The sequence below is a fragment of the Azovibrio restrictus DSM 23866 genome, assembly GCF_000429665.1.
In the GTDB taxonomy this organism is placed as follows: domain Bacteria; phylum Pseudomonadota; class Gammaproteobacteria; order Burkholderiales; family Rhodocyclaceae; genus Azovibrio; species Azovibrio restrictus.
This window is the reverse complement of sequence record NZ_AUCH01000014.1, coordinates 131,532-149,608: the sequence shown is the minus strand read 5'-3', so window position 1 is coordinate 149,608 and position 18,077 is coordinate 131,532. Positions and strand designations below refer to the sequence as shown.

Sequence of the window (18,077 nt, the reverse complement as noted above, 5' to 3'; positions counted from 1 at the left end):
GGCCCCTGAGCCTGGCCCCCTGAGCCTGGCCCCCTGAGCCTGGCCCCCTGAGCCTGGCCCCCTGAGCCTGACCCCCTAAGCCCGGTTTCCTACCGGGCCCAGCGCGCCGCCGCCCCTTCGTCCGACTCCCGGGCGTCTACCCAGCGGGCCCCGGCCGGGGTGACTTCCCGCTTCCAGAACGGGGCCCGGGTCTTCAGGTAATCCATGATGAACTCGCAGGCCGCGAAGGCCTCGCCCCGGTGGGCCGAGGTGACGGCCACGAGCACGATCTGATCCTGGGGCTGCAGGGTGCCGACCCGGTGCACCACCAAGGCATCGAACAGGTCCCAGCGCCCCCTGGCCTCGGCCACGATGGCTTCCAGGGCCTTCTCGGTCATGCCTGGGTAGTGCTCCAGGGCCATTTCACTGACCCCTGCCCCTTCGTTCATGTCCCGCACCAGCCCCACGAAGGCGGCCACTGCCCCGACCCGGGCGTCACCGGCGCGCAGCTGCGCCACTTCCGAGGACAGATCGAAATCCTCCTGCTGTACCCGTACCGGCATGGTCAGCCTCCGGTCACCGGGGGGAAGAAGGCCACCTCATCCCCGTCCAGCACCGGGTCCGAAGCCCGGGCCATTTCCTGATTCACGGCAAAGCGCAGGTTGGGCACCGCGGCCAGGGCTTCCCGCCCCTGGCTGGTCAGCCAGGCCCGCAGTTCCCCCACCGTGCCCAGCCCCTCGGGCAGTTCCAGCTCTTCGCTGCCCATGCCCAGATGCTCCCGCAGGCTGGCGAAATAAAGGATGCGCACACTCATGCGAGCAACTCCGTGAAGGGGAAAAATTCCACCGGGTCGCCCGGCTGGATCAGGGCGTGGGGCGGCTTCAGCACCAGCCCCTCGCTGTGGATCAGGGAGGTGAGCACCCCGGACCCCTGGTGGCCGTGAAGTTCCAGCTGCCCGGCCCCGTTGCGGCGGGCACGCAGGAACTCATGCAAGGGGCTGTCCTTTTCCCAGCTGAAGCCCGCTGGCAGCCGGTAGCTGCCGGGAGCGGTACTAGCCAGGCCCTGGAGCTTGCGGATGAAGGGCCGCACCAGCATCAGGAAGGTGACGAAGGAAGACACCGGGTTCCCCGGCAGGCCCACGAACCAGGCCTGGCCGGTGGCGCTGCGCACCTGGCCGAAGGCCAGGGGCTTGCCCGGCTTGATGGCGATCTTCCACAGGTCCAGGCTGCCTTCTGCCTCCACGGCCGGCTTCACGTGATCTTCCTCGCCCACGGAAACACCGCCGCTGGTGAGGATCAGGTCATTGCCCTGGGCCGCCTCCCGCAGGGCGGCCCGGGTGGCGTCCAGAGCGTCGGGCACCAACCCCAGGTTGCGCACCTCGCAGCCCAGGCCTTCCAGCAGGGCCTGCAGGGCGAACTGGTTGGAGTTGTAGATGCCTCCCGGCGGCAGGGGCTGGCCGGGCAGGTGCAGTTCGTCGCCAGTACAGAACAGGGCCACCCGCAGGCGGCGGCGCACCGGCAGTTCGGCCAGACCGGCGGCGGCGGCCACGGCCAGCTCCTGGGGCCGCAGCAGGATGCCGGCGGGCAGGACCTCCCGGTCGGCGGCCATGTCTTCCCCGGCCCGGCGGATGTTTTCCCCGGCCCGGGGCTGGTGCTGGATCAGCACCCCGGCGGCGCAGGGTTCGCAGCGCTCCTGCATCACCACCGCATCGGCGCCGGGGGGAACCGGCGCGCCGGTGAAGATGCGTGCAACGCTGCCGGGTTCCAGGGGCTGGCCGACGCTGCCGGCAGGAATGCGCTGGGACACGGGCAGGCACACCCCGGGGGCCGGCACATCGGCGAGACGCAGGGCGTAACCGTCCATGGCGGAGTTGTCCAGGGGGGGCACATTGACCGTGGCCACCTGGGCCTCGGCCAGCACCCGCCCGGCCGCGGCGGCCAGGGGCAGGCGGCGCACCTCGTCTACGGGCAGGACAGCAGAGAGCAAGCGCTCCAGGGCTTCCGGGTAAGTCAGCATGGGGACTCCTGCAGGTTCAGATGGGAGATGATGAACTGGACGATGACTTCCGGCTCGTTCAGGGGCAGACAGGGCAGCCGGGTGTCGAGCACGGCGTCGGTGGCCACGGCGCTGATGTCGGCCCGTTCCGGGTAGAGGGGGGGCTGCCCCCAGGCGGGACGGTAAACCTCCAGCTTGGGCACCGGCTCCTGCTTGAACCCCTCCACCAGCACCAGGTCACAGGGGGCCAGGCGCGCCAGCAGGGCGTTCAGGTCCGGCTCCGGCTCGTCGCGCAGCTCCCGCATCAGGGCCCAGCGGGCATTGCAGGCCAGCATCACCTCCTGGGCCCCGGCCTCCCGGTGCCGCCAGGAGTCCTTGCCGGGCTTGTCGATGTCGAAGCCGTGGTGGGTGTGCTTGATGATGGAAACTGTCAGCCCCCGGGCCTTGAAGCGGGGCAGCAGCTGTTCCAGCAGGGTGGTCTTGCCGGAACCGGAACGGCCGGCGATGCCGAAGACTTTCATCCTGAACTCCTTACCAAGAAAGCCCGCAGGCAGGGAGAAAAGCAGGATTTCAAGGCTTCATCCACTTGCCCTGCACTTGCCTTTCCTCTGTGCCCTCTATGTCTCCGTGGTTCAAACAAGGTTTTGCGGTTCATGGCGACGCCCCCTCCTTGTGCACTTCCGGCACTTCCAGAACAGCGGCGAAACCGCCTCCGGGGGTGCGGAAGTTGGTGGTCTGTCCCTGGTAGAGCCGGGCCGCCACCAGCTGCACCCGGCCCTGGTAGACATAGTTGCGCAGATCCAGTTTCAGGTCCCTGGCCTCGCCGGCCACTTCCAGGCGGCGCTCCGAAGGGGGCACCAGGGCCTGGGCGATGTAGTTGCCGGCCAGGATTTCCTCGAACACCCGCCGGGTCAGCTTGTCGCCCCGGTAGGCGGCACGGCTGCCGAATCCAGCCGCCGGCTTGAAGAACCAGGACTTGCGGCTCTGCCAGAAATAGTCGGCCTGGGCAGCATCCACCGGCACCGTGCGGGGAATGCCGGCCAGCAGGGTGCGCTGCAGGGCCTCGGGCACCCCGGCCGTGGCCAGCCAGGCCGGGTCGGAGAGCAGCATCAGGTTGCGTTTGTCCGCATACAGGGCGTGGGCCCGGGGGTGGGGGGTGAGCACCACCGCATCGGCCAGCCAGGCCTGGCGCAGGGCTTCCTGGCCCGGCTCTGCCAGGGCAAAGTCGGTGAGCCGGTTGTAGACCAGGTCCACGGGGCCCCGGGCGTGCTGCAGGCAACGGCCGTCCCAGCTCAGTTCCCGGGGATCGGCGATCACCGCATCCAGGCCAGCGGCGGCAAAGAGCTGGCGGAACAGCTCGAACTCGGGGGCCAGGTACTGACTGGCCGGATCCGTGTCCACGATGGCGATCCGCGCCAGGGGCTGCCCGCCCCGGGCCAGGCGCCACTCTTCCCGGAACATAGCGAGGAATTCCGCTTCCACGGCCCGGCCGTCCCGGGGACCGCCGAGCAGCTCCGCCAGGGCGCCGCAGCATTGCCGCTGGGCCAGGGCCAGGCGGGTGTTGAGCAGGCCGCCACCGGCGTTGGTGTTGATCTCGATGAGCCGGGGGCCGCCCTGGTCCAGGTGGAAGTCATAGCCCAGGAATACCCCCGGATGGCCGGGATCGTGGCGGGCGATGGGCGGGGCCCAGGCCAGCACCGCTTCCCGGTAAGCGGGCAGCGCCGTCACCGCCTCAATGGCCGCCACCAGGGCAGCCATGGCCCCCAGGCAGGCCTGGCCCACGAACACCACGGTGTCGGAAAAGAGATGGGGATGAGTATGGCGCAGGGCCTGGTAATCCAGGCCGCCGCCAGCTTCCAGGGCCGCCTGCAGGAGCTTCTGGTCGGTGGACAGGCAGACGCATTCCCGGTTGAGGCGGCTCGCCGCCGCGCGGCTGTCTCCCGGCAGGGAGGCGATCAGGTCTTGCATGAGGGTTCCATGTTCCCGGGGTTCCGGAAGAAGTCCAGCACCACGGCCAGTTCCCGGGTGCGCTTCATGGGCGGCAGGCTGCGCCAGACCCGCTTGCCATAGGGTTTGTTGAGCATGCGCGGGTCGCAGATCATGAGCACGCCCCGGTCCGACTCGGTGCGAATCAGGCGGCCGGCGCCCTGCTTGACGTTGATCACGGCCCGGGGCAGCTGGTATTCCACGAAGGCGTTGCGCCCGGCCTTGTTCATCTCCTCGATCCGGGCCGAGAGCACCGGGTCGTCGGGGGGCGCGAAAGGCAGCTTGTCGATCACCACCAGGGACAGGGCCTCACCGCGCACATCCACCCCTTCCCAGAAACTCTGGCTGCCCACCAGAATGCCGTTGCCGGCCCGGCGGAAGCGCTCCAGCAGCTCGTTCTTGCCGCTCTCTCCCTGGAGGAACAGGGGCATCTCCAGCCCTTCCTCCTCCAGAAACTGCTGCAGCAGCTCATGGGTGCGGCGCATGGCCCTGAGGCTGGTGCACAGGAAGAAGGCACCGCCGCCGCAGGCCTTGAGCACCGGCAGGGCGGCTTCCACCACCGCGTCGGTATAGCCCCAGGAGTTGGGTTCGGGCATGGCCTGGGGGGCGTAGAGGATGGCCTGGCGGTCGTAATCGAAGGGGCTTTCCCAGAAGCCGGTTTCCGCGTCCCACAGGCCCAGCTCCGCCTGGTAATGGTTGAAGCGCCCCTGCACCGCCAGGGTGGCAGAGGTGAACACCCAGGCCCGGGGGTGCCCGCCCATCTGCTTCTTGAAGATGTCGGCCACCGACAGGGGGGTGGCATTGAGCTGCAGGGACTGGCTGAAGGCTTCACCCCAGCGCACCATGCCCTCACCGCTGCCTTCCTGCCAGGCGGCGAAGTGCTGGCGCAGCTCCACCGCCCGCTGCCAGCACTTTTCCAGGCCCTCGGCCCGCTGGGCCTGGGTTTCCAGGATGGCGCCGGTATGCTCCAGGAGCTGCAGCAGGTATTCCAGGGCCGGCAGGAATTCGGGTTTTTCCTCCAGCTGCTGGGCCGAGAAACGGCCGCTGTCCACGCCCACGGCCAGGCGCAGGTCCTTGGCCGCCTTTTCCAGGCCGGGGAGGATGTTCTGCAGGTCCAGGCAGTCCCGGGCCGAAGCCAGGCCTTCCACCTTGGCATCCCGGGCCAGGTCGATGACCTGGGAGGTGGAAACGTTGTCCCCGAAGAACAGGGTGGCCACCTCGGGAAGCTGGTGGGCCTCGTCGAAGATCACCGTGTTGCAGGCCGGCAGCAGTTCAGCCATGCCCTCGTCGCGCAGCATCACGTCGGCAAAGAACAGGTGGTGGTTGACCACCACCAGGTCCGCCTCCATGGCCTCGCGCCGGGCCGCCATGACGTGGCAGTCCTTGTGGTCCGGGCATTCCTGGCCCAGGCAGTTGTCCCGGGTCGAGGTGACCGCGTTCCAGACCGGCGAACTCTCGGGTACGTCGCCGCATTCGGCCTTGTCACCGGTGCGGGTGACCTTGAAGAAGCGCTGGATCTTGGCCAGGTGGCTGACCTCCTCCCGGCTGTGAAAACGCCCCTCCTCCACCGCCCGCTTCAGGTAATAGTGGCAGACGTAATTGGCCCGACCCTTCAGGAGCGCCACCTGCACCGGCGCCTTGAGGGCATCCCGCACCAGGGGCAGATCCTTGTTGAAGAGCTGGTCCTGGAGGGTCTTGGTGCCGGTGGAGATGATCACCTTGCCGCCAGCGGAGAGGGCGGGCACCAGATAGGCGAAGGTCTTGCCGGTGCCGGTGCCCGCCTCGGCGATGAACACCTTCTGGTGACGGATCGCATCAAGGATGCGCTCCGCCATTTCCACCTGCTGCTGGCGCACCCGGAAGCCGGGGATCGCGGTCGCCAGGGAACCAGAAGGAGAAAATGCGGCGCTGAGGGAATTCGGGGAGTCCAAGTCGGGGGGCCTTCGCAGAGTGGCCAGAATGTTAGCAGATCGGAACCTCTCCGCAGAAAGCTGAAAGTGTTTATACTCGGATCACGACTTTAGTCATAAACCCTCCCACCTTCCATCTTGAACATCCGCATCGACGAACGCAGCCTGCCCCGCCTGCAGCGCTGGGGCATGATGGCCCTGGCCCTGCTGCTGACCTTGCTGCCCGGCGTGTATTTCACGGTGGCCAGCCATTTCTCCCAGCAGGCGGAAAGCCGCCGCCTGGAAACCGAGCTGTTGCGCCAGCAGGAGGCCCTGCTCCAGGCCCAGGTCCAGGAGGTGGGCAATTACCTGCAGCACATGCGCTCCCGCACGGAAAGCGTGCTCCAGGAACAGATCCAGGACCAGGTGCACCAGGCCCTGCAATTGCTGGAACAGCTCTACCAGCTCAACAGGAAGCGCATGCCGGAGGCAGATCTGCGCCGGCTGCTGGCGGAAAGCCTGCGCCCCATCCGCTTTCTGGAAGGCCGGGGCTACTACTTCATCGATGACCTGCAGGGCAACTGCATCCTGCTGCCCATCAATCCCGAACGGGAGGGCAGCTCCCTGCTGAACAACCAGGATGACCAGGGCACCCTGATCATGCGCGAGCTCCTGCGGGCGGTGGATAACCCCGAGGGGGCCGGTTTCGCCCGCTACCGCTGGTACGTGAACGGCCGCAGCGGCATGCAGGACAAGATCGCCTATGCCCAGGTGTTTGCCCCCTACGGCTGGCTGGTAGGAACCGGGGAATACGTTTTCAAGGTGGAGGAAACCCTGCAGCGGGAAGCCCTGGCCCGGGTCCGGGCCCTGAGCTTCGGCGAAGACGGCTATGTGGCCATCCTCGCCCGGGATGGCACGCCCCTGCTCTCCCCCTCCCGGCCCGCCTCCGAGCACCAGCCCCCCAGCGCCCTGCCCCCCTCGGAACAGGCTGCCATCCAGGCCATCCTGGCCCAGGCTCAAAAAGGGGGCGGCATGGTGCGCTATGACTGGGTCAACCCGGGCACCGGGAAGTTGAGCCGCAAGATGTCCTACGTTCAGGTGATTCCCGAGTGGAACTGGATTCTGGTGGGCGGCATTCATCTGGACCAGATCAGCCAGACCCTGGAAGAACAGGCCCGGCGCCAGGCCCGGGAGCTGCAGCAGTCCCTGCTGGGCAGCCTCCTGATCCTGGCCCTGGCGGCGCTGCTGGCCCTGGCCTTCTCGGCTCTCTATTCACGCTGGTTCAAGGGGCTGTTCCAGCGCTACCAGGAGACCCTGGCGGAACGCAACCAGGCCCTGGAGGCCAGTAACCAGCAGCTCCACTTCAACAAGTTCCTCATGGACCATGCCAGCGACATCTGCCTGTTGCTGGACGAGGAAGAGCGCATTGTCTACGCCAACCGGACCGCAGAACTATTCTTCCAGCGGCAACAGCTGCCCGGCACCCGCATGGCCGAACTGGGACTGCCGGAACTGGGCGGCCTGCCCCGGCAGCAGTCGGTGGAAATCGACTACCAGGACCCGGCGGGGCGGGAATATGCCCTGGAAATCAGTCTGGCCCCCGCCGATTACCAGGGACACAGCTACAGCTGCGCCATCCTGCGGGACGTGAGCCTGCGCAAGGAACAGGAAGCCCATTCCCGGCTCGCCGCCCATGTCTTCGAAAGCGGCCAGGAAGCCATGCTGGTGTGCGACAAGGACAACCGGGTGATGGCGGCCAACCACTCCTTCACCCGCATCGCCGGCTATACCCAGGAGGAAATGCTGGGACGGGACCCCATGTTCCTCAAGTCCGGACGCCACGGCCCGGAATTCTACGAAGCCATCTGGTATGCCCTGGAGCATGAACTGGCCTGGTCCGGAGAAATCTGGAACCGGCGCAAGGACGGCAGCTTCTACCCTGCCTGGTTCAACATCAACCGGATCACCGATCCCCTGGGCCGCACCACCCACTACATCGCCGCCTTCTCGGACATCAGCGCACAAAAGGACAGCGAGGCCCGGGTACGCCACCTGGCCGAACATGACCCGCTCACCAACCTGCCCAACCGGAGCCTGCTGGGAGAACGCCTGCAGCAGGCCATGCCCCTGGCCCGCCGGGATGGCGACATGCTGGCCGTACTGTGCCTGGACCTGGACCGCTTCAAGATCATCAACGACTCCCTGGGCCACGGGGTGGGCGACCAGTTCCTGATCGAAACCGCCCTGCGCCTGCACCAGTGCATCCGCGCCCGGGACACGGTCAGCCGCCTGGGAGGCGACGAATTCGCGGTTCTGCTCACCGACCTGGACAGCGCCGATCAGGCGGCCCTGATGGCCCGCCGGATCCTCGGCCACATCGGCGCCCCGGCCCAGCTGGGCAACCAGCTCCTGTCGGTGACCCCCAGCATCGGCATCGCCCTCTTCCCCGGCGACGGGGACGATGTGGAAACCCTGCTCAAGAACGCCGAAGCGGCCATGTATCACGCCAAACAGCAGGGCCGGAACAACTGCCAGTTCTTCACCCCCTCCATCAACGAGCGCTTCAACGAACGCCTGCTGCTGGAAAAGGGGCTGCGCCAGGCCCTGGCCCAATCCCAGCTGAGCCTCCACTACCAACCCCAGTTCGACCTGGAAAGCGGAGCCCTGACCGGCAGCGAAGCTCTGCTGCGCTGGACCAGCCCGGAGCTGGGGGCCGTTCCTCCGACCCGCTTCATCCCGGTGGCCGAAGAAAGCGGCCTGATCGAAAGCATAGGCGACTGGGTGGTGCATCAAGCCTGCCAGCAGATTGCCCGCTGGCAACAGGCCGGCCTGCCGGTAAGGCCGGTGGCCGTGAACGTCTCGGCCCTGCAATTCCGCAACGGCAGCATCACCCGCAGCGTGGCCCAGGCCCTGGAGCAGAGTGCCATCGCCCCGGAGCTCCTGGAGATCGAAGTCACGGAAAGCGTGCTGGCCGAGGACGAAACCCGGATCACCCAGCAACTGCAGGCCCTCAAAGCCATGGGCGTCAGCCTGGCCATCGACGACTTCGGCACCGGCTACTCCAGCCTCTCCTACCTGAAACGCTTCCCCCTGGACCGGCTCAAGATCGACCGCTCCTTCATCCAGGACCTGCCCGCGGACCAGGACGACGCCGCCATCACCCGGGCCATCATCGACATGGCCCGGGCCCTGGGCTTATCCACTCTGGCCGAGGGTGTGGAAACCATGGCCCAGCGGGATTACCTGTTGCGCCACGGCTGCGACCAGGTCCAGGGCTACCTGACCGGCAAACCCATGCCTGAAAACGACTTCGCCGCGCTGCTGGAGGGCAGTCGCGGCGAAGCTTGATGGGAGCGCAGATCGGCTCCCCGGGGAACAACTCAGATCAGATGGACAACACTTCCCGGTAAGCGGCCACCCCGCCTTGGGCCAGCACGGGACTGACATCCTGACGGGACCGGGCCGCGTCATCCTGGCGGGCCCGCTCCTGCTGGGCCACCTGCTCGGTCTGCTGCCGCACCGGCGCAGCCTGACTGTCAGGGGCTGAGCCAGAGCTGTTGCCGGTATCCGGCGACTGGCTGGCGCGGGTCGTGGCTGCAGCCCCGGAACCGACCACCTGGGGAGTGGCAGCAGGTTCGCTGGCTTCTTCAGCAGGACTGGAGGCGGGAGGAGTAGCTGCCGGCACGGCACTGCCGGTAGGCGTGGTGACGCTGGCGCTCTGCAGGGGCTGGGCGGCGGCCTGGGTGGGAGTGGCGCCTGCCGTGTAGTTGGGCTCGTTCCCCCCCTGGGCAGCCTGCTGGTTTTGTTGCACCGGAATGTTCTGGGGCACGGCAGCCGATTCCTGGGCCGCCGTGGCCTGGACCTGGGCGCTGGCCTGCTGCTCCGCCGCAAGGCGGGACTGGCCGGCCGGGCTCAGACTGACACGGGTGCTGGCAGGGGGGGCCGCGCTCTCGTTCTCCGCAGCTTCACGGGCACCCTCGGGGCGGCTGGCCGCACCCGCACCGGAGAGGGCATTACCGGCAGTGGTGGCATTCGAGTTGCCGTAGGCGGTTTGCAAACCTAAACGAGCGAGTTCCATGATCTTGCCTCTACTGGTGAAACGGACTACACACTCCCATGGTAGCTCAAAGTCCCTGTTTTTCCATCAGCAAAAAGAAAAAGGCGGGTTGCCCCGCCTTTGGCTGATGCACCGGAATCCGGCAATCAGAAGTGCAGGGGCCGCTTGTCGCAGGCCAGGGCAGCCTCGTGCATCACCTCGGACAGGGTCGGGTGAGCATGGCAGATGCGGGCCAGGTCTTCGGAAGCACCGCCAAATTCCATGGCCACCACGGCTTCGGCCACCAGGTCGGAGGCACCGGCACCGATGATGTGCACCCCCAGGATGCGGTCGGTCTTGGCGCAGGCCAGCATCTTCACGAAGCCTTCGGGAGCGCCCATGCCCAGGGCCCGGCCGTTGGCCAGGAAGGGGATCTTGCCCGCCTTGTAGGCGACGCCTTCGGCCTTCAGCTGCTGCTCGGTCTTGCCCACCCAGGCCATTTCGGGGGCGGTGTAGATCACGTAGGGGATGGTGTCGAAGTTGCAGTGGCCCGCTTGCCCCGCCATGATTTCGGCGACCATGACAGCTTCTTCCATGGCCTTGTGAGCCAGCATGGGACCGCGCACCACGTCGCCGATGGCCCAGACGCCAGGCAGGTTGGTCTTGCAGTGGCCGTCTACTTCCACCATGCCGCGCTCGTTGAGCTTCAAGCCCACGGCTTCGGCATTGAGGCCGTCGGTGTTGGGCACGCGGCCCACTGAGACGATCAGACGGTCGGCATCCAGCTTGGTGTCCTTGCCATCCTTGTCGGTGTAGGCGATGGAAACGCCCTTCTTGGTGGCCTTCACCTCACCGATCTTGACGCCCATATTGATGGACAGACCTTGCTTGGTGAGAAGCTTCAGGGCTTCCTTGGCCAGATCCGCGTCGGCGGCGGCGAGGAAGTCGGGCATGGCTTCCAGCACGGTGACTTCGGAACCCAGGCGACGCCAGACGGAACCCATCTCCAGGCCGATGACGCCGGCGCCGATGATGGCCAGCTTCTTGGGCACCGCGTTGATGTCCAGGGCGCCAATGTTGTCGCAGACGATCTGGTTATCCACGGCGATGCCGGGCAGGTGGCGGGCCTTGGAGCCGGTGGCGACGATGACCTGCTTGGCCAGCACTTCCTCGGCGCCAACCTTGACCTTCCACAGGTCCCCTTCCTTGCCCACGAAGGCACCGTGGCCGTTCAGGGAGGTGACCTTGTTCTTCTTGAACAGGCCCTTGATGCCGGAGGTCAGCTTGGTGACGATGTCGGCCTTGCGGGCGATCATCTTGGGCACGTCGATCTTGGGGGTGCCCACGCTGATGCCCTGGTCGGCGAAGGCGTGACCAGCTTCCTCGAACAGGTGGGAGGTGTGCAGCAGGGCCTTGGAGGGGATGCAGCCCACGTTCAGGCAGGTGCCGCCCAGGCGGGGTTCGCCCTTGGGGTCGGCATAGGGATTGGATTCACAGCAGGCAGTGTTGAAACCCAGTTGGGCAGCGCGGATGGCCGCCACGTAGCCGCCGGGGCCACCACCGATGACGAGCACGTCGAATTGTTTGGACATATCAAATCCTCAACTAACCACAGAGACACAGAGGCACAGAGTGCTCACAGAGGGTTGATCTCTGCGTCTCTGTGCCTCTGTGGTGACAGGTTTTACACACCCAGCAGCAGGCGGGTGGGATCTTCCAGAGCTTCCTTCATGGTCACCAGACCCAGCACGGCTTCACGGCCGTCGATGATGCGGTGGTCGTAGGACATGGCCAGGTAGTTGATGGGGCGCACCACCACTTGACCGTTCTCGACCACGGCCCGGTCCTTGGTGGCATGGATGCCGAGGATCGCGGACTGGGGCGGGTTGATGATGGGGGTGGAAAGCATGGAGCCGAACACACCGCCATTGGAGATGGAGAAGGTGCCACCGGTCAGTTCTTCGATGGTCAGCTTGCCGTCCTTGGCCTTGTTGCCGAACTCGGCGATCTGCTTTTCGATGTCGGCGATGGACATTTCGGAAGCATTGCGCAGGATGGGCACCACCAGGCCACGGGGGGAACCGACAGCGATACCGATGTCGATGTAGCCGTGGTAGACGATGTCGTTGCCATCAACGGAAGCGTTCAGGATGGGGAACTTTTCCAGGGCGGCGCAGGCGGCCTTGACGAAGAAGCCCATGAAGCCCAGGCGCACGCCGTGGGTCTTCTCGAACTTTTCACCGTACTGCTTACGCAGCGCCATGATCGGTCCCATGTTCACTTCGTTGAACGTGGTCAGGATGGCGTTTTCGTTCTTGGACTGCAGCAGGCGCTCGGCGATGCGGGCGCGCAGGCGGCTCATGGGCACGCGCTGTTCGGCACGTTCGCCCAGGGGCACGGCCACGGCAGGCGCGGCGGCCTTGGCAGCAGCCTTGGGGGCGGCGGCCACGGCGTCTTCCTTGGTGACGCGACCGCCACGGCCGGTGCCGGCCACGTCAGCGGCGGCGATACCCTTCTCGTCCAGAATCTTGCGGGCGGAGGGGCTGGCGGTGCCAGCCGGAGCGGCAGCGGCCGGAGCCGGAGCGGCGGCAGGCGCAGCAGCGGCGGCGGCAGGAGCGGCAGCACCCGCGGCGGCAACGGCAGCGGTGTCGATCTTGGCGATCAGCTCATTGGAGACGACGGTATCGCCATCGGCCTTGATGATTTCCACCAGCACGCCGGCATCGGGGGCGGGCACTTCCAGCACGACCTTGTCGGTTTCGATGTCGATCAGGATTTCGTCACGGGCGACGGCTTCGCCAACCTTCTTCTTCCAGGAGGCCAGGGTGCCTTCGGCAACGGATTCGGAGAGCTGCGGGACTTTGACTTCGATGATCATATTCACTCCTCGTATCTTGTTTTAGTAGTCAATCTTGCCCATGGCGGACTCGATCAATGCCTTGTGTTGCTCATTGTGCTTGGCCAGGTAGCCCACGGCCGGGGAAGCGGCAGCGGGACGGGCGACCAGCAGCAGGTGTTGCTTGGGACCGACGGAGCGGGCCAGGTGCTGACGGGAAGCGAACCAGTACCAGGCCCCCTGGTTGCGGGGCTCTTCCTGGCACCAGACGATCTCGGTAGCCTTGGGGTACTTGGCCATTTCGGCGGCGAAGGACTCTTCCGGGAAGGGATAGAGCTGCTCGATACGCACGATGGCGATGTTGTTGAGCTTCTTCTCCCGCCGGGCGGCCAGCAGATCGTAGTAGATCTTGCCGGAACAGAGCACCACCCGGGTGACCTTCTTGGCGTCGATGGCATCCACTTCGCCGATGACCCGCTTGAATTCGCCGTTGGCCAGCTCGTCCATGGAGGAGATGGCGTCCTTGTGGCGCAGCAGGGACTTGGGCGTCATCACCACCAGGGGTTTCCTTTGCTTGCGCACGGCCTGACGGCGCAGCAGGTGGTAGATCTGGGAGGGCGTGGTGGGCACGCACACTTCCATGTTCATTTCGGCACAGGCCTGCATGTAACGTTCCAGGCGGGCAGAAGAGTGCTCGGGGCCCTGGCCTTCGTAGCCATGGGGGAGCAGCATCACCAGACCGCAACCACGGCCCCACTTGGCTTCGCCGGAGGAGATGAACTGGTCGATCACCACCTGGGCGCCGTTGGCGAAGTCGCCGAACTGGGCTTCCCAGATGATCAGTTCGTTAGGCTCGGCGGTGGCGTAGCCGTATTCGAAGGCCAGCACCCCCTCTTCGGAGAGCACGGAGTCATAGCACTGGAAACGGCCCTGCTTTTCCTGGAGATTGGCCAGGGGATGGTAGGTCCCCTCGGACCAGTGGGCCCGATTCTGGTCGTGGAAGGCGGCATGGCGGTGGAAGAAGGTGCCACGGCCCACGTCTTCGCCGGACAGGCGCACACCGAAGCCTTCGGTGAGCAGGGTGGCGTAGGCCAGGTTCTCGGCCATGCCCCAGTCGAAGGGCAGCTTGCCTTCGCCCATGGCGCGCCGGTCCTCAACAATCTTCTTGACCCGGCTGTGCAGGGTGAAGCCGTCCGGCAGGGCGGTCAGCCGCTCGGACAGACGGGCGATTTCCTTGGCGGGCACCTTGGTGTCGCAGGTCTCGATGTACTTCTTGGTCAGGTAGGGCTTCCAGTCCTGAGCGTGGGTCCGGCTGTAGTCGGACAGAACCGGGTTGTACAGCAGCTCACCCTTGTCCAGGTGGGCCCGGTATTCCTTGATCATGTTGTCCGGCTCGTCGGCAGCCAGGGTGCCTTCGGCCACCAGCTTGTCGGCGTAGACCTTGCGGGTACCGGGGTGAGCCTGCACCTTCTTGTACATCAGAGGCTGGGTCACCATGGGCTCGTCCTGCTCGTTGTGGCCCAGCTTGCGGTAGCAGTAGATGTCGATGACCACGTCCTTGCCGAACTGCTGGCGGTAATCCACGGCCAGCTTGGTCACCAGGGCCACGGCTTCCACGTCGTCACCATTGACGTGGAAGATCGGGGCTTCGGCCATCTTGAAGATTTCCGTGCAGTAGTAGCCGGAACGGTAGTCGCGAGGATCGGAGGTGGTGAAGCCGATCTGGTTGTTCACCACGATGTGGATGGTGCCGCCAGTGCCGTAGCCCCGGGTCTGGGCGAAGTTGAGCATTTCCTGGTTCACGCCCTGGCCAGCCACGGCGGAGTCCCCATGGATCAGCACGGGAATGATCTTCTTCTTGCCGTCGGGACCGTAGCGCAGCTGACGGGCATAGACGGAGCCTTCGACCACCGGGTTGATGATTTCCAGGTGGGAGGGGTTGAAGGCCAGGGTCAGGTGCACCGGACCGCCGGGCGTGCCCACGTCGGAGGAGTAGCCCATGTGGTACTTCACGTCGCCGGCAGAGAGGTCGGAGGCCTTCTTGCCTTCGAATTCGGCAAACAGCATGGAGGGCTTCTTGCCCAGGGTGTTCACCAGCACGTTGAGGCGGCCCCGGTGGGCCATGCCGATCACCACTTCCTGAACACCATGGATACCGGATTCGCGGATCAGTTCATCCATGGAGGCGATCAGGGACTCGCCGCCTTCCAGGGAGAAGCGCTTCTGGCCCACGTACTTGGTGTGCAGGTAGCGCTCCAGGGTCTCGGCCGCGGTCACCCGCTCCAGCAGACGCTTCTTGTCTTCCTTGCTGTAGGTGGCCCGGGCGCGGATCGGCTCCAGGCGCTCCTGGATCCAGCGCTTTTCCTGGGTGGAGGTCAGGTACATGTATTCCACGCCCACGGAGCCGCAATAGGTCTCCTTGGCGGCTTCCAGGATCTTGCTCAGGGGGGCGTGGTCGGCGCCCATGCGGAAGGAGCCGGTGTTGAAGCTGCGGTTCAGGTCGGCGTTGGACAGGTCGTAGTGGGACAGGTCCAGTTCGGGAACGGCAGGATGCTCGAGGCGCTTCAGGGGGTCCAGTTCAGCCTTGCGGTTGCCCAGGAAGCGGTAAGCGTTGATCAGTTGCAGCACGGAAACCTGCTTGCCGTCATCGGCAGCAGCAGGAGCAGCCTGGCGGAAACCGCCCTGCTTGGCCTGTTCGGCAAAGGCGGCGATCACCGGGGCGTGGGGCACATCCTTGGCCACGTAGCCGGGTTGCTGGGCCAGCTTGTCGAAGTAGGCGCGCCACTGTTCCGGCACGGAGGCCGGGTCTTCCAGATAGTTTTCATAAAGCTCTTCGACGAAAGGCGCATTGCCACCGAAGAAAAGCGTGGATTCGAGCTTCTGCATCATCATCTCGTCCCCTTTTGGGATGGGTTCTCTGTTTTATGAATTGGTCGGCTTGTGGCCGGGGGTGAATTGGAAAAAAGGCGGCGCAGGCGCCGCCTTTTTTCCGGGGTGCTTAACGCTGGGCCAGCGGTACCACGTCGCGCTTGGCAGCGCCGATGTACAGCTGACGGGGACGGCCGATCTTGTACTCGGGATCGGTGAGCATTTCTTCCCACTGGGTCATCCAGCCCACGGTACGGGCCAGGGCGAAGATGCAGGTGAACATGGAGGTGGGGATGCCCAGGGCCTTCTGCACGATGCCGGAGTAGAAGTCCACGTTCGGGTAGAGCTTCTTCTCGACGAAGTATTCGTCTTCCAGGGCGATCTTTTCCAGTTCCATAGCCAGCTTGAACAGGCGGTCGTTTTCCAGGCCCAGCTCGGTCAGAACCTCGTTGCAGACCTTGCGCATCAGCTTGGCGCGGGGGTCGAAGTTCTTGTAGACCCGGTGACCGAAGCCCATGAGCTTGAAGGAATCGTTCTTGTCCTTGGCACGCTTGATGTACTCGGGCACCCGGGACACGTCACCGATCTCTTCCAGCATGTTCAGGCAGGCCTCGTTGGCACCGCCGTGGGCAGGACCCCACAGGCAGGCGATACCGGCAGCGATACAGGCGAAGGGGTTGGCACCGGAGGAGCCGGCCAGACGCACGGTGGAGGTGGAAGCGTTCTGCTCGTGATCGGCGTGCAGGGTGAAGATGATGTCCAGGGCGCGGACCAGCACGGGGTTGGGCTTGTATTCCTCGCAGGGGGTGCCGAACATCATGTGCATGAAGTTCTCGGTGTAGCCCAGGTCGTTGCGGGGATACATGAAGGGCATCCCGGTGTTGTACTTGTAAGCCATGGCCACGATGGTGGGCAGCTTGGCGATGATGCGGTTGAAGCTGATGTTGCGATGCTCCACATCGGAGAAGTCCATGGCTTCGTGGTAGAAGGCGGACAGGGCACCGACCACGCCGGTCATCACGGCCATGGGGTGAGCATCACGGCGGAAGCCGTTGTAGAAGCGGGTCAGCTGGTCATGGACCATCGTGTGCTTCTTGATGGTGTTCTCGAAATCCACCTTCTGGGTGGCATTGGGCAGCTCACCGTTCTTAAGCAGGTAGGCTACTTCCAGGAAGTTGCAGTTCTCGGCCAGTTGCTCGATGGGGTAACCACGGTACAGCAGTTCACCCTTGTCACCGTCGATGAAGGTGACCTTGGACTTGCAGCTGGCAGTAGACAGAAAACCGGAATCGTAAGTGAACAAGCCGGTTTTGCCGCCCAGGGTACGAATGTCGATACAGTCGTTGCCATGGGTGGGGGTCATGATCGGAAACTCGACAGGCCCTTGCCCTTCGATGTTCAGTGTTGCCTTGCGTTCGGTCGTCATAGTGTCTTCCCTGTTCAGGTGATGAATTGCACTGCAAAAAAGTGGTACATCAGCAAAAGTATCAAGCAGGCAAACGCTCAGGGTAGAGCGCTTACCTTACTCAACTCTTACGCAACATGGCGACGATCGGGGCCAGGCGAGCATCTTCGCACTCTGCCTGGCCACTGATCAGATGCCACAATTCCAGATCTTCATAATCGGCCAGCTCCGCGAACGCCTGCTGCTCGGCTTCCGACAGCTTCCCGAACTCTTCGTCCAGGAAGCGGGTCAGGGCGATATCCACCTCCAGCAGACCCCGGCGGATACTGCGCCAGCGCAGGCGCTCGTAAGCTGCTCGTTCCATCAGATCGCCCGCTTGACCATCATTTCCTTGATCTTGCCGATCGCCTTGGTGGGGTTCAGACCCTTGGGGCAGACATCGACACAGTTCATGATGGTATGGCAACGGAACAGGCGGTACGGGTCTTCCAGGTTGTCCAGCCGCTCGTTGGTGGCCTGGTCACGGGTATCGGCCAGGAAGCGGTAGGCAGCCAGCAGACCGGCGGGGCCCACGAATTTGTCCGGGTTCCACCAGAAGGAGGGACAGGAGGTGGAGCAGCAGGCGCAGAGGATGCACTCGTACAGGCCGTTCAGCTCTTCCCGATCTTCCGGAGACTGGAGACGCTCGCGCTCCGGGGCCGGATCGTTGTTGATCAGGTAGGGCTTGATGGAGTGGTACTGCTTGAAGAACTGGGTCATGTCCACGATCAGGTCGCGGATCACCGGCAGGCCAGGCAGGGGCCGCAGCACGATGGGCTGCTTCAGGCTGTCGATGTCGGTCAGACAGGCCAGGCCGTTCTTGCCGTTGATGTTCATGGCGTCGGAACCGCAGACCCCTTCGCGGCAGGAGCGGCGATAGGAAATGCCGTCATCCAGGGCCTTCAACTTGGTCAGGGCGTCCAGCAGCTTGCGGTCCGTGGAATCCAGTTCCACGGAGATGTCCTGCATGTAGGGACGCTCGTCCTTGTCCGGATCGTAGCGGTAAATGCTGAATTGAACCGTGCGTTTCGTCATGCTGGACTC

Annotated in this window: 14 protein-coding genes; 1 reads left to right on the top strand and 13 read right to left on the bottom strand. The window is 65.0% G+C overall.

What is annotated here, in order from left to right:
• Window positions 1–89: 89 nt before the first annotated feature.
• The 6 genes from moaE to yoaA form a co-directional block, all read right to left on the bottom strand.
• Complete coding sequence (gene moaE, locus G474_RS0112695) at window positions 90–542, bottom strand: molybdopterin synthase catalytic subunit MoaE (protein WP_026687310.1); 453 nt, start codon at window positions 540–542, stop codon at window positions 90–92.
• A 2-nt stretch (window positions 543–544) separates the two neighbouring features.
• Complete coding sequence (gene moaD / locus G474_RS0112690) at window positions 545–793, bottom strand: molybdopterin converting factor subunit 1 (protein WP_026687309.1); 249 nt, start codon at window positions 791–793, stop codon at window positions 545–547.
• Window positions 790–1,995 carry a molybdopterin molybdotransferase MoeA gene (locus tag G474_RS0112685; RefSeq protein WP_026687308.1) on the bottom strand — a complete coding sequence of 402 codons (1,206 nt, stop codon included), beginning with the start codon at window positions 1,993–1,995 and terminating at the stop codon, window positions 790–792. Before G474_RS0112685 ends, moaD begins: the two co-directional genes overlap by 4 nt.
• Complete coding sequence (gene mobB / locus G474_RS0112680) at window positions 1,989–2,495, bottom strand: molybdopterin-guanine dinucleotide biosynthesis protein B (protein ID WP_026687307.1); 507 nt, start codon at window positions 2,493–2,495, stop codon at window positions 1,989–1,991. The genes G474_RS0112685 and mobB overlap by 7 nt, the downstream gene beginning before the upstream one ends.
• Before the next feature lie 130 nt (window positions 2,496–2,625).
• On the bottom strand, window positions 2,626–3,942 hold the full coding sequence (locus tag G474_RS23435) for a hypothetical protein (RefSeq protein WP_026687306.1): 1,317 nt from the start codon (window positions 3,940–3,942) through the stop codon (window positions 2,626–2,628).
• Window positions 3,930–5,891, bottom strand: coding sequence for a DNA repair helicase YoaA (gene yoaA / locus G474_RS20685; RefSeq protein ID WP_043464284.1), 1,962 nt, complete (start codon window positions 5,889–5,891; stop codon window positions 3,930–3,932). Before yoaA ends, G474_RS23435 begins: the two co-directional genes overlap by 13 nt.
• Window positions 5,892–6,008: 117 nt before the next feature.
• Between yoaA and G474_RS22150 the strand changes: the two genes are divergently transcribed.
• On the top strand, window positions 6,009–9,197 hold the full coding sequence (locus G474_RS22150) for a bifunctional diguanylate cyclase/phosphodiesterase (protein WP_051282268.1): 3,189 nt from the start codon (window positions 6,009–6,011) through the stop codon (window positions 9,195–9,197).
• 37 nt (window positions 9,198–9,234) lie between these two features.
• Here the strand turns inward: G474_RS22150 and G474_RS0112660 are convergent, their stop codons facing one another.
• The 7 genes from G474_RS0112660 to G474_RS0112630 form a co-directional block, all read right to left on the bottom strand.
• Window positions 9,235–9,927 (bottom strand): hypothetical protein, encoded by a 693-nt coding sequence (locus tag G474_RS0112660; protein WP_156919250.1) that lies wholly within the window; start codon window positions 9,925–9,927, stop codon window positions 9,235–9,237.
• A gap of 125 nt (window positions 9,928–10,052) precedes the next feature.
• Complete coding sequence (lpdA, locus tag G474_RS0112655) at window positions 10,053–11,477, bottom strand: dihydrolipoyl dehydrogenase (RefSeq protein WP_026687304.1); 1,425 nt, start codon at window positions 11,475–11,477, stop codon at window positions 10,053–10,055.
• A gap of 92 nt (window positions 11,478–11,569) precedes the next feature.
• Window positions 11,570–12,763, bottom strand: a complete 1,194-nt coding sequence (odhB, locus tag G474_RS0112650) for a 2-oxoglutarate dehydrogenase complex dihydrolipoyllysine-residue succinyltransferase (RefSeq protein WP_026687303.1) — start codon at window positions 12,761–12,763, stop codon at window positions 11,570–11,572.
• A 21-nt stretch (window positions 12,764–12,784) separates the two neighbouring features.
• The gene (locus G474_RS0112645; protein WP_026687302.1) at window positions 12,785–15,610 is read right to left on the bottom strand and encodes a 2-oxoglutarate dehydrogenase E1 component; all 2,826 of its coding nucleotides are present in this window, start codon (window positions 15,608–15,610) and stop codon (window positions 12,785–12,787) included.
• Between the two features lie 109 nt (window positions 15,611–15,719).
• Window positions 15,720–17,015 carry a citrate synthase gene (gltA, locus tag G474_RS0112640; RefSeq protein ID WP_026687301.1) on the bottom strand — a complete coding sequence of 432 codons (1,296 nt, stop codon included), beginning with the start codon at window positions 17,013–17,015 and terminating at the stop codon, window positions 15,720–15,722.
• A 100-nt stretch (window positions 17,016–17,115) separates the two neighbouring features.
• Entirely contained in the window at window positions 17,116–17,358 is a 243-nt protein-coding gene (locus tag G474_RS0112635; RefSeq protein ID WP_026687300.1) for an FAD assembly factor SdhE, read from the bottom strand.
• Complete coding sequence (locus G474_RS0112630) at window positions 17,358–18,068, bottom strand: succinate dehydrogenase iron-sulfur subunit (RefSeq protein WP_026687299.1); 711 nt, start codon at window positions 18,066–18,068, stop codon at window positions 17,358–17,360. The genes G474_RS0112635 and G474_RS0112630 overlap by 1 nt, the downstream gene beginning before the upstream one ends.
• Window positions 18,069–18,077 lie beyond the last annotated feature (9 nt).

Bases quoted from the DNA above. Each gene is read 5' to 3' on its own strand.
- moaE (WP_026687310.1), bottom strand. From the start codon at position 542: ATGCCGGTACGGGTACAGCAGGAGGATTTCGATCTGTCCTCGGAAGTG.
- moaD (WP_026687309.1), bottom strand. From the start codon at position 793: ATGAGTGTGCGCATCCTTTATTTCGCCAGCCTGCGGGAGCATCTGGGC.
- G474_RS0112685 (WP_026687308.1), bottom strand. From the start codon at position 1,995: ATGCTGACTTACCCGGAAGCCCTGGAGCGCTTGCTCTCTGCTGTCCTG.
- mobB (WP_026687307.1), bottom strand. From the start codon at position 2,495: ATGAAAGTCTTCGGCATCGCCGGCCGTTCCGGTTCCGGCAAGACCACC.
- G474_RS23435 (WP_026687306.1), bottom strand. From the start codon at position 3,942: ATGCAAGACCTGATCGCCTCCCTGCCGGGAGACAGCCGCGCGGCGGCG.
- G474_RS0112660 (WP_156919250.1), bottom strand. From the start codon at position 9,927: ATGGAACTCGCTCGTTTAGGTTTGCAAACCGCCTACGGCAACTCGAAT.
- lpdA (WP_026687304.1), bottom strand. From the start codon at position 11,477: ATGTCCAAACAATTCGACGTGCTCGTCATCGGTGGTGGCCCCGGCGGC.
- odhB (WP_026687303.1), bottom strand. From the start codon at position 12,763: ATGATCATCGAAGTCAAAGTCCCGCAGCTCTCCGAATCCGTTGCCGAA.
- G474_RS0112645 (WP_026687302.1), bottom strand. From the start codon at position 15,610: ATGATGCAGAAGCTCGAATCCACGCTTTTCTTCGGTGGCAATGCGCCT.
- gltA (WP_026687301.1), bottom strand. From the start codon at position 17,015: ATGACGACCGAACGCAAGGCAACACTGAACATCGAAGGGCAAGGGCCT.
- G474_RS0112635 (WP_026687300.1), bottom strand. From the start codon at position 17,358: ATGGAACGAGCAGCTTACGAGCGCCTGCGCTGGCGCAGTATCCGCCGG.
- G474_RS0112630 (WP_026687299.1), bottom strand. From the start codon at position 18,068: ATGACGAAACGCACGGTTCAATTCAGCATTTACCGCTACGATCCGGAC.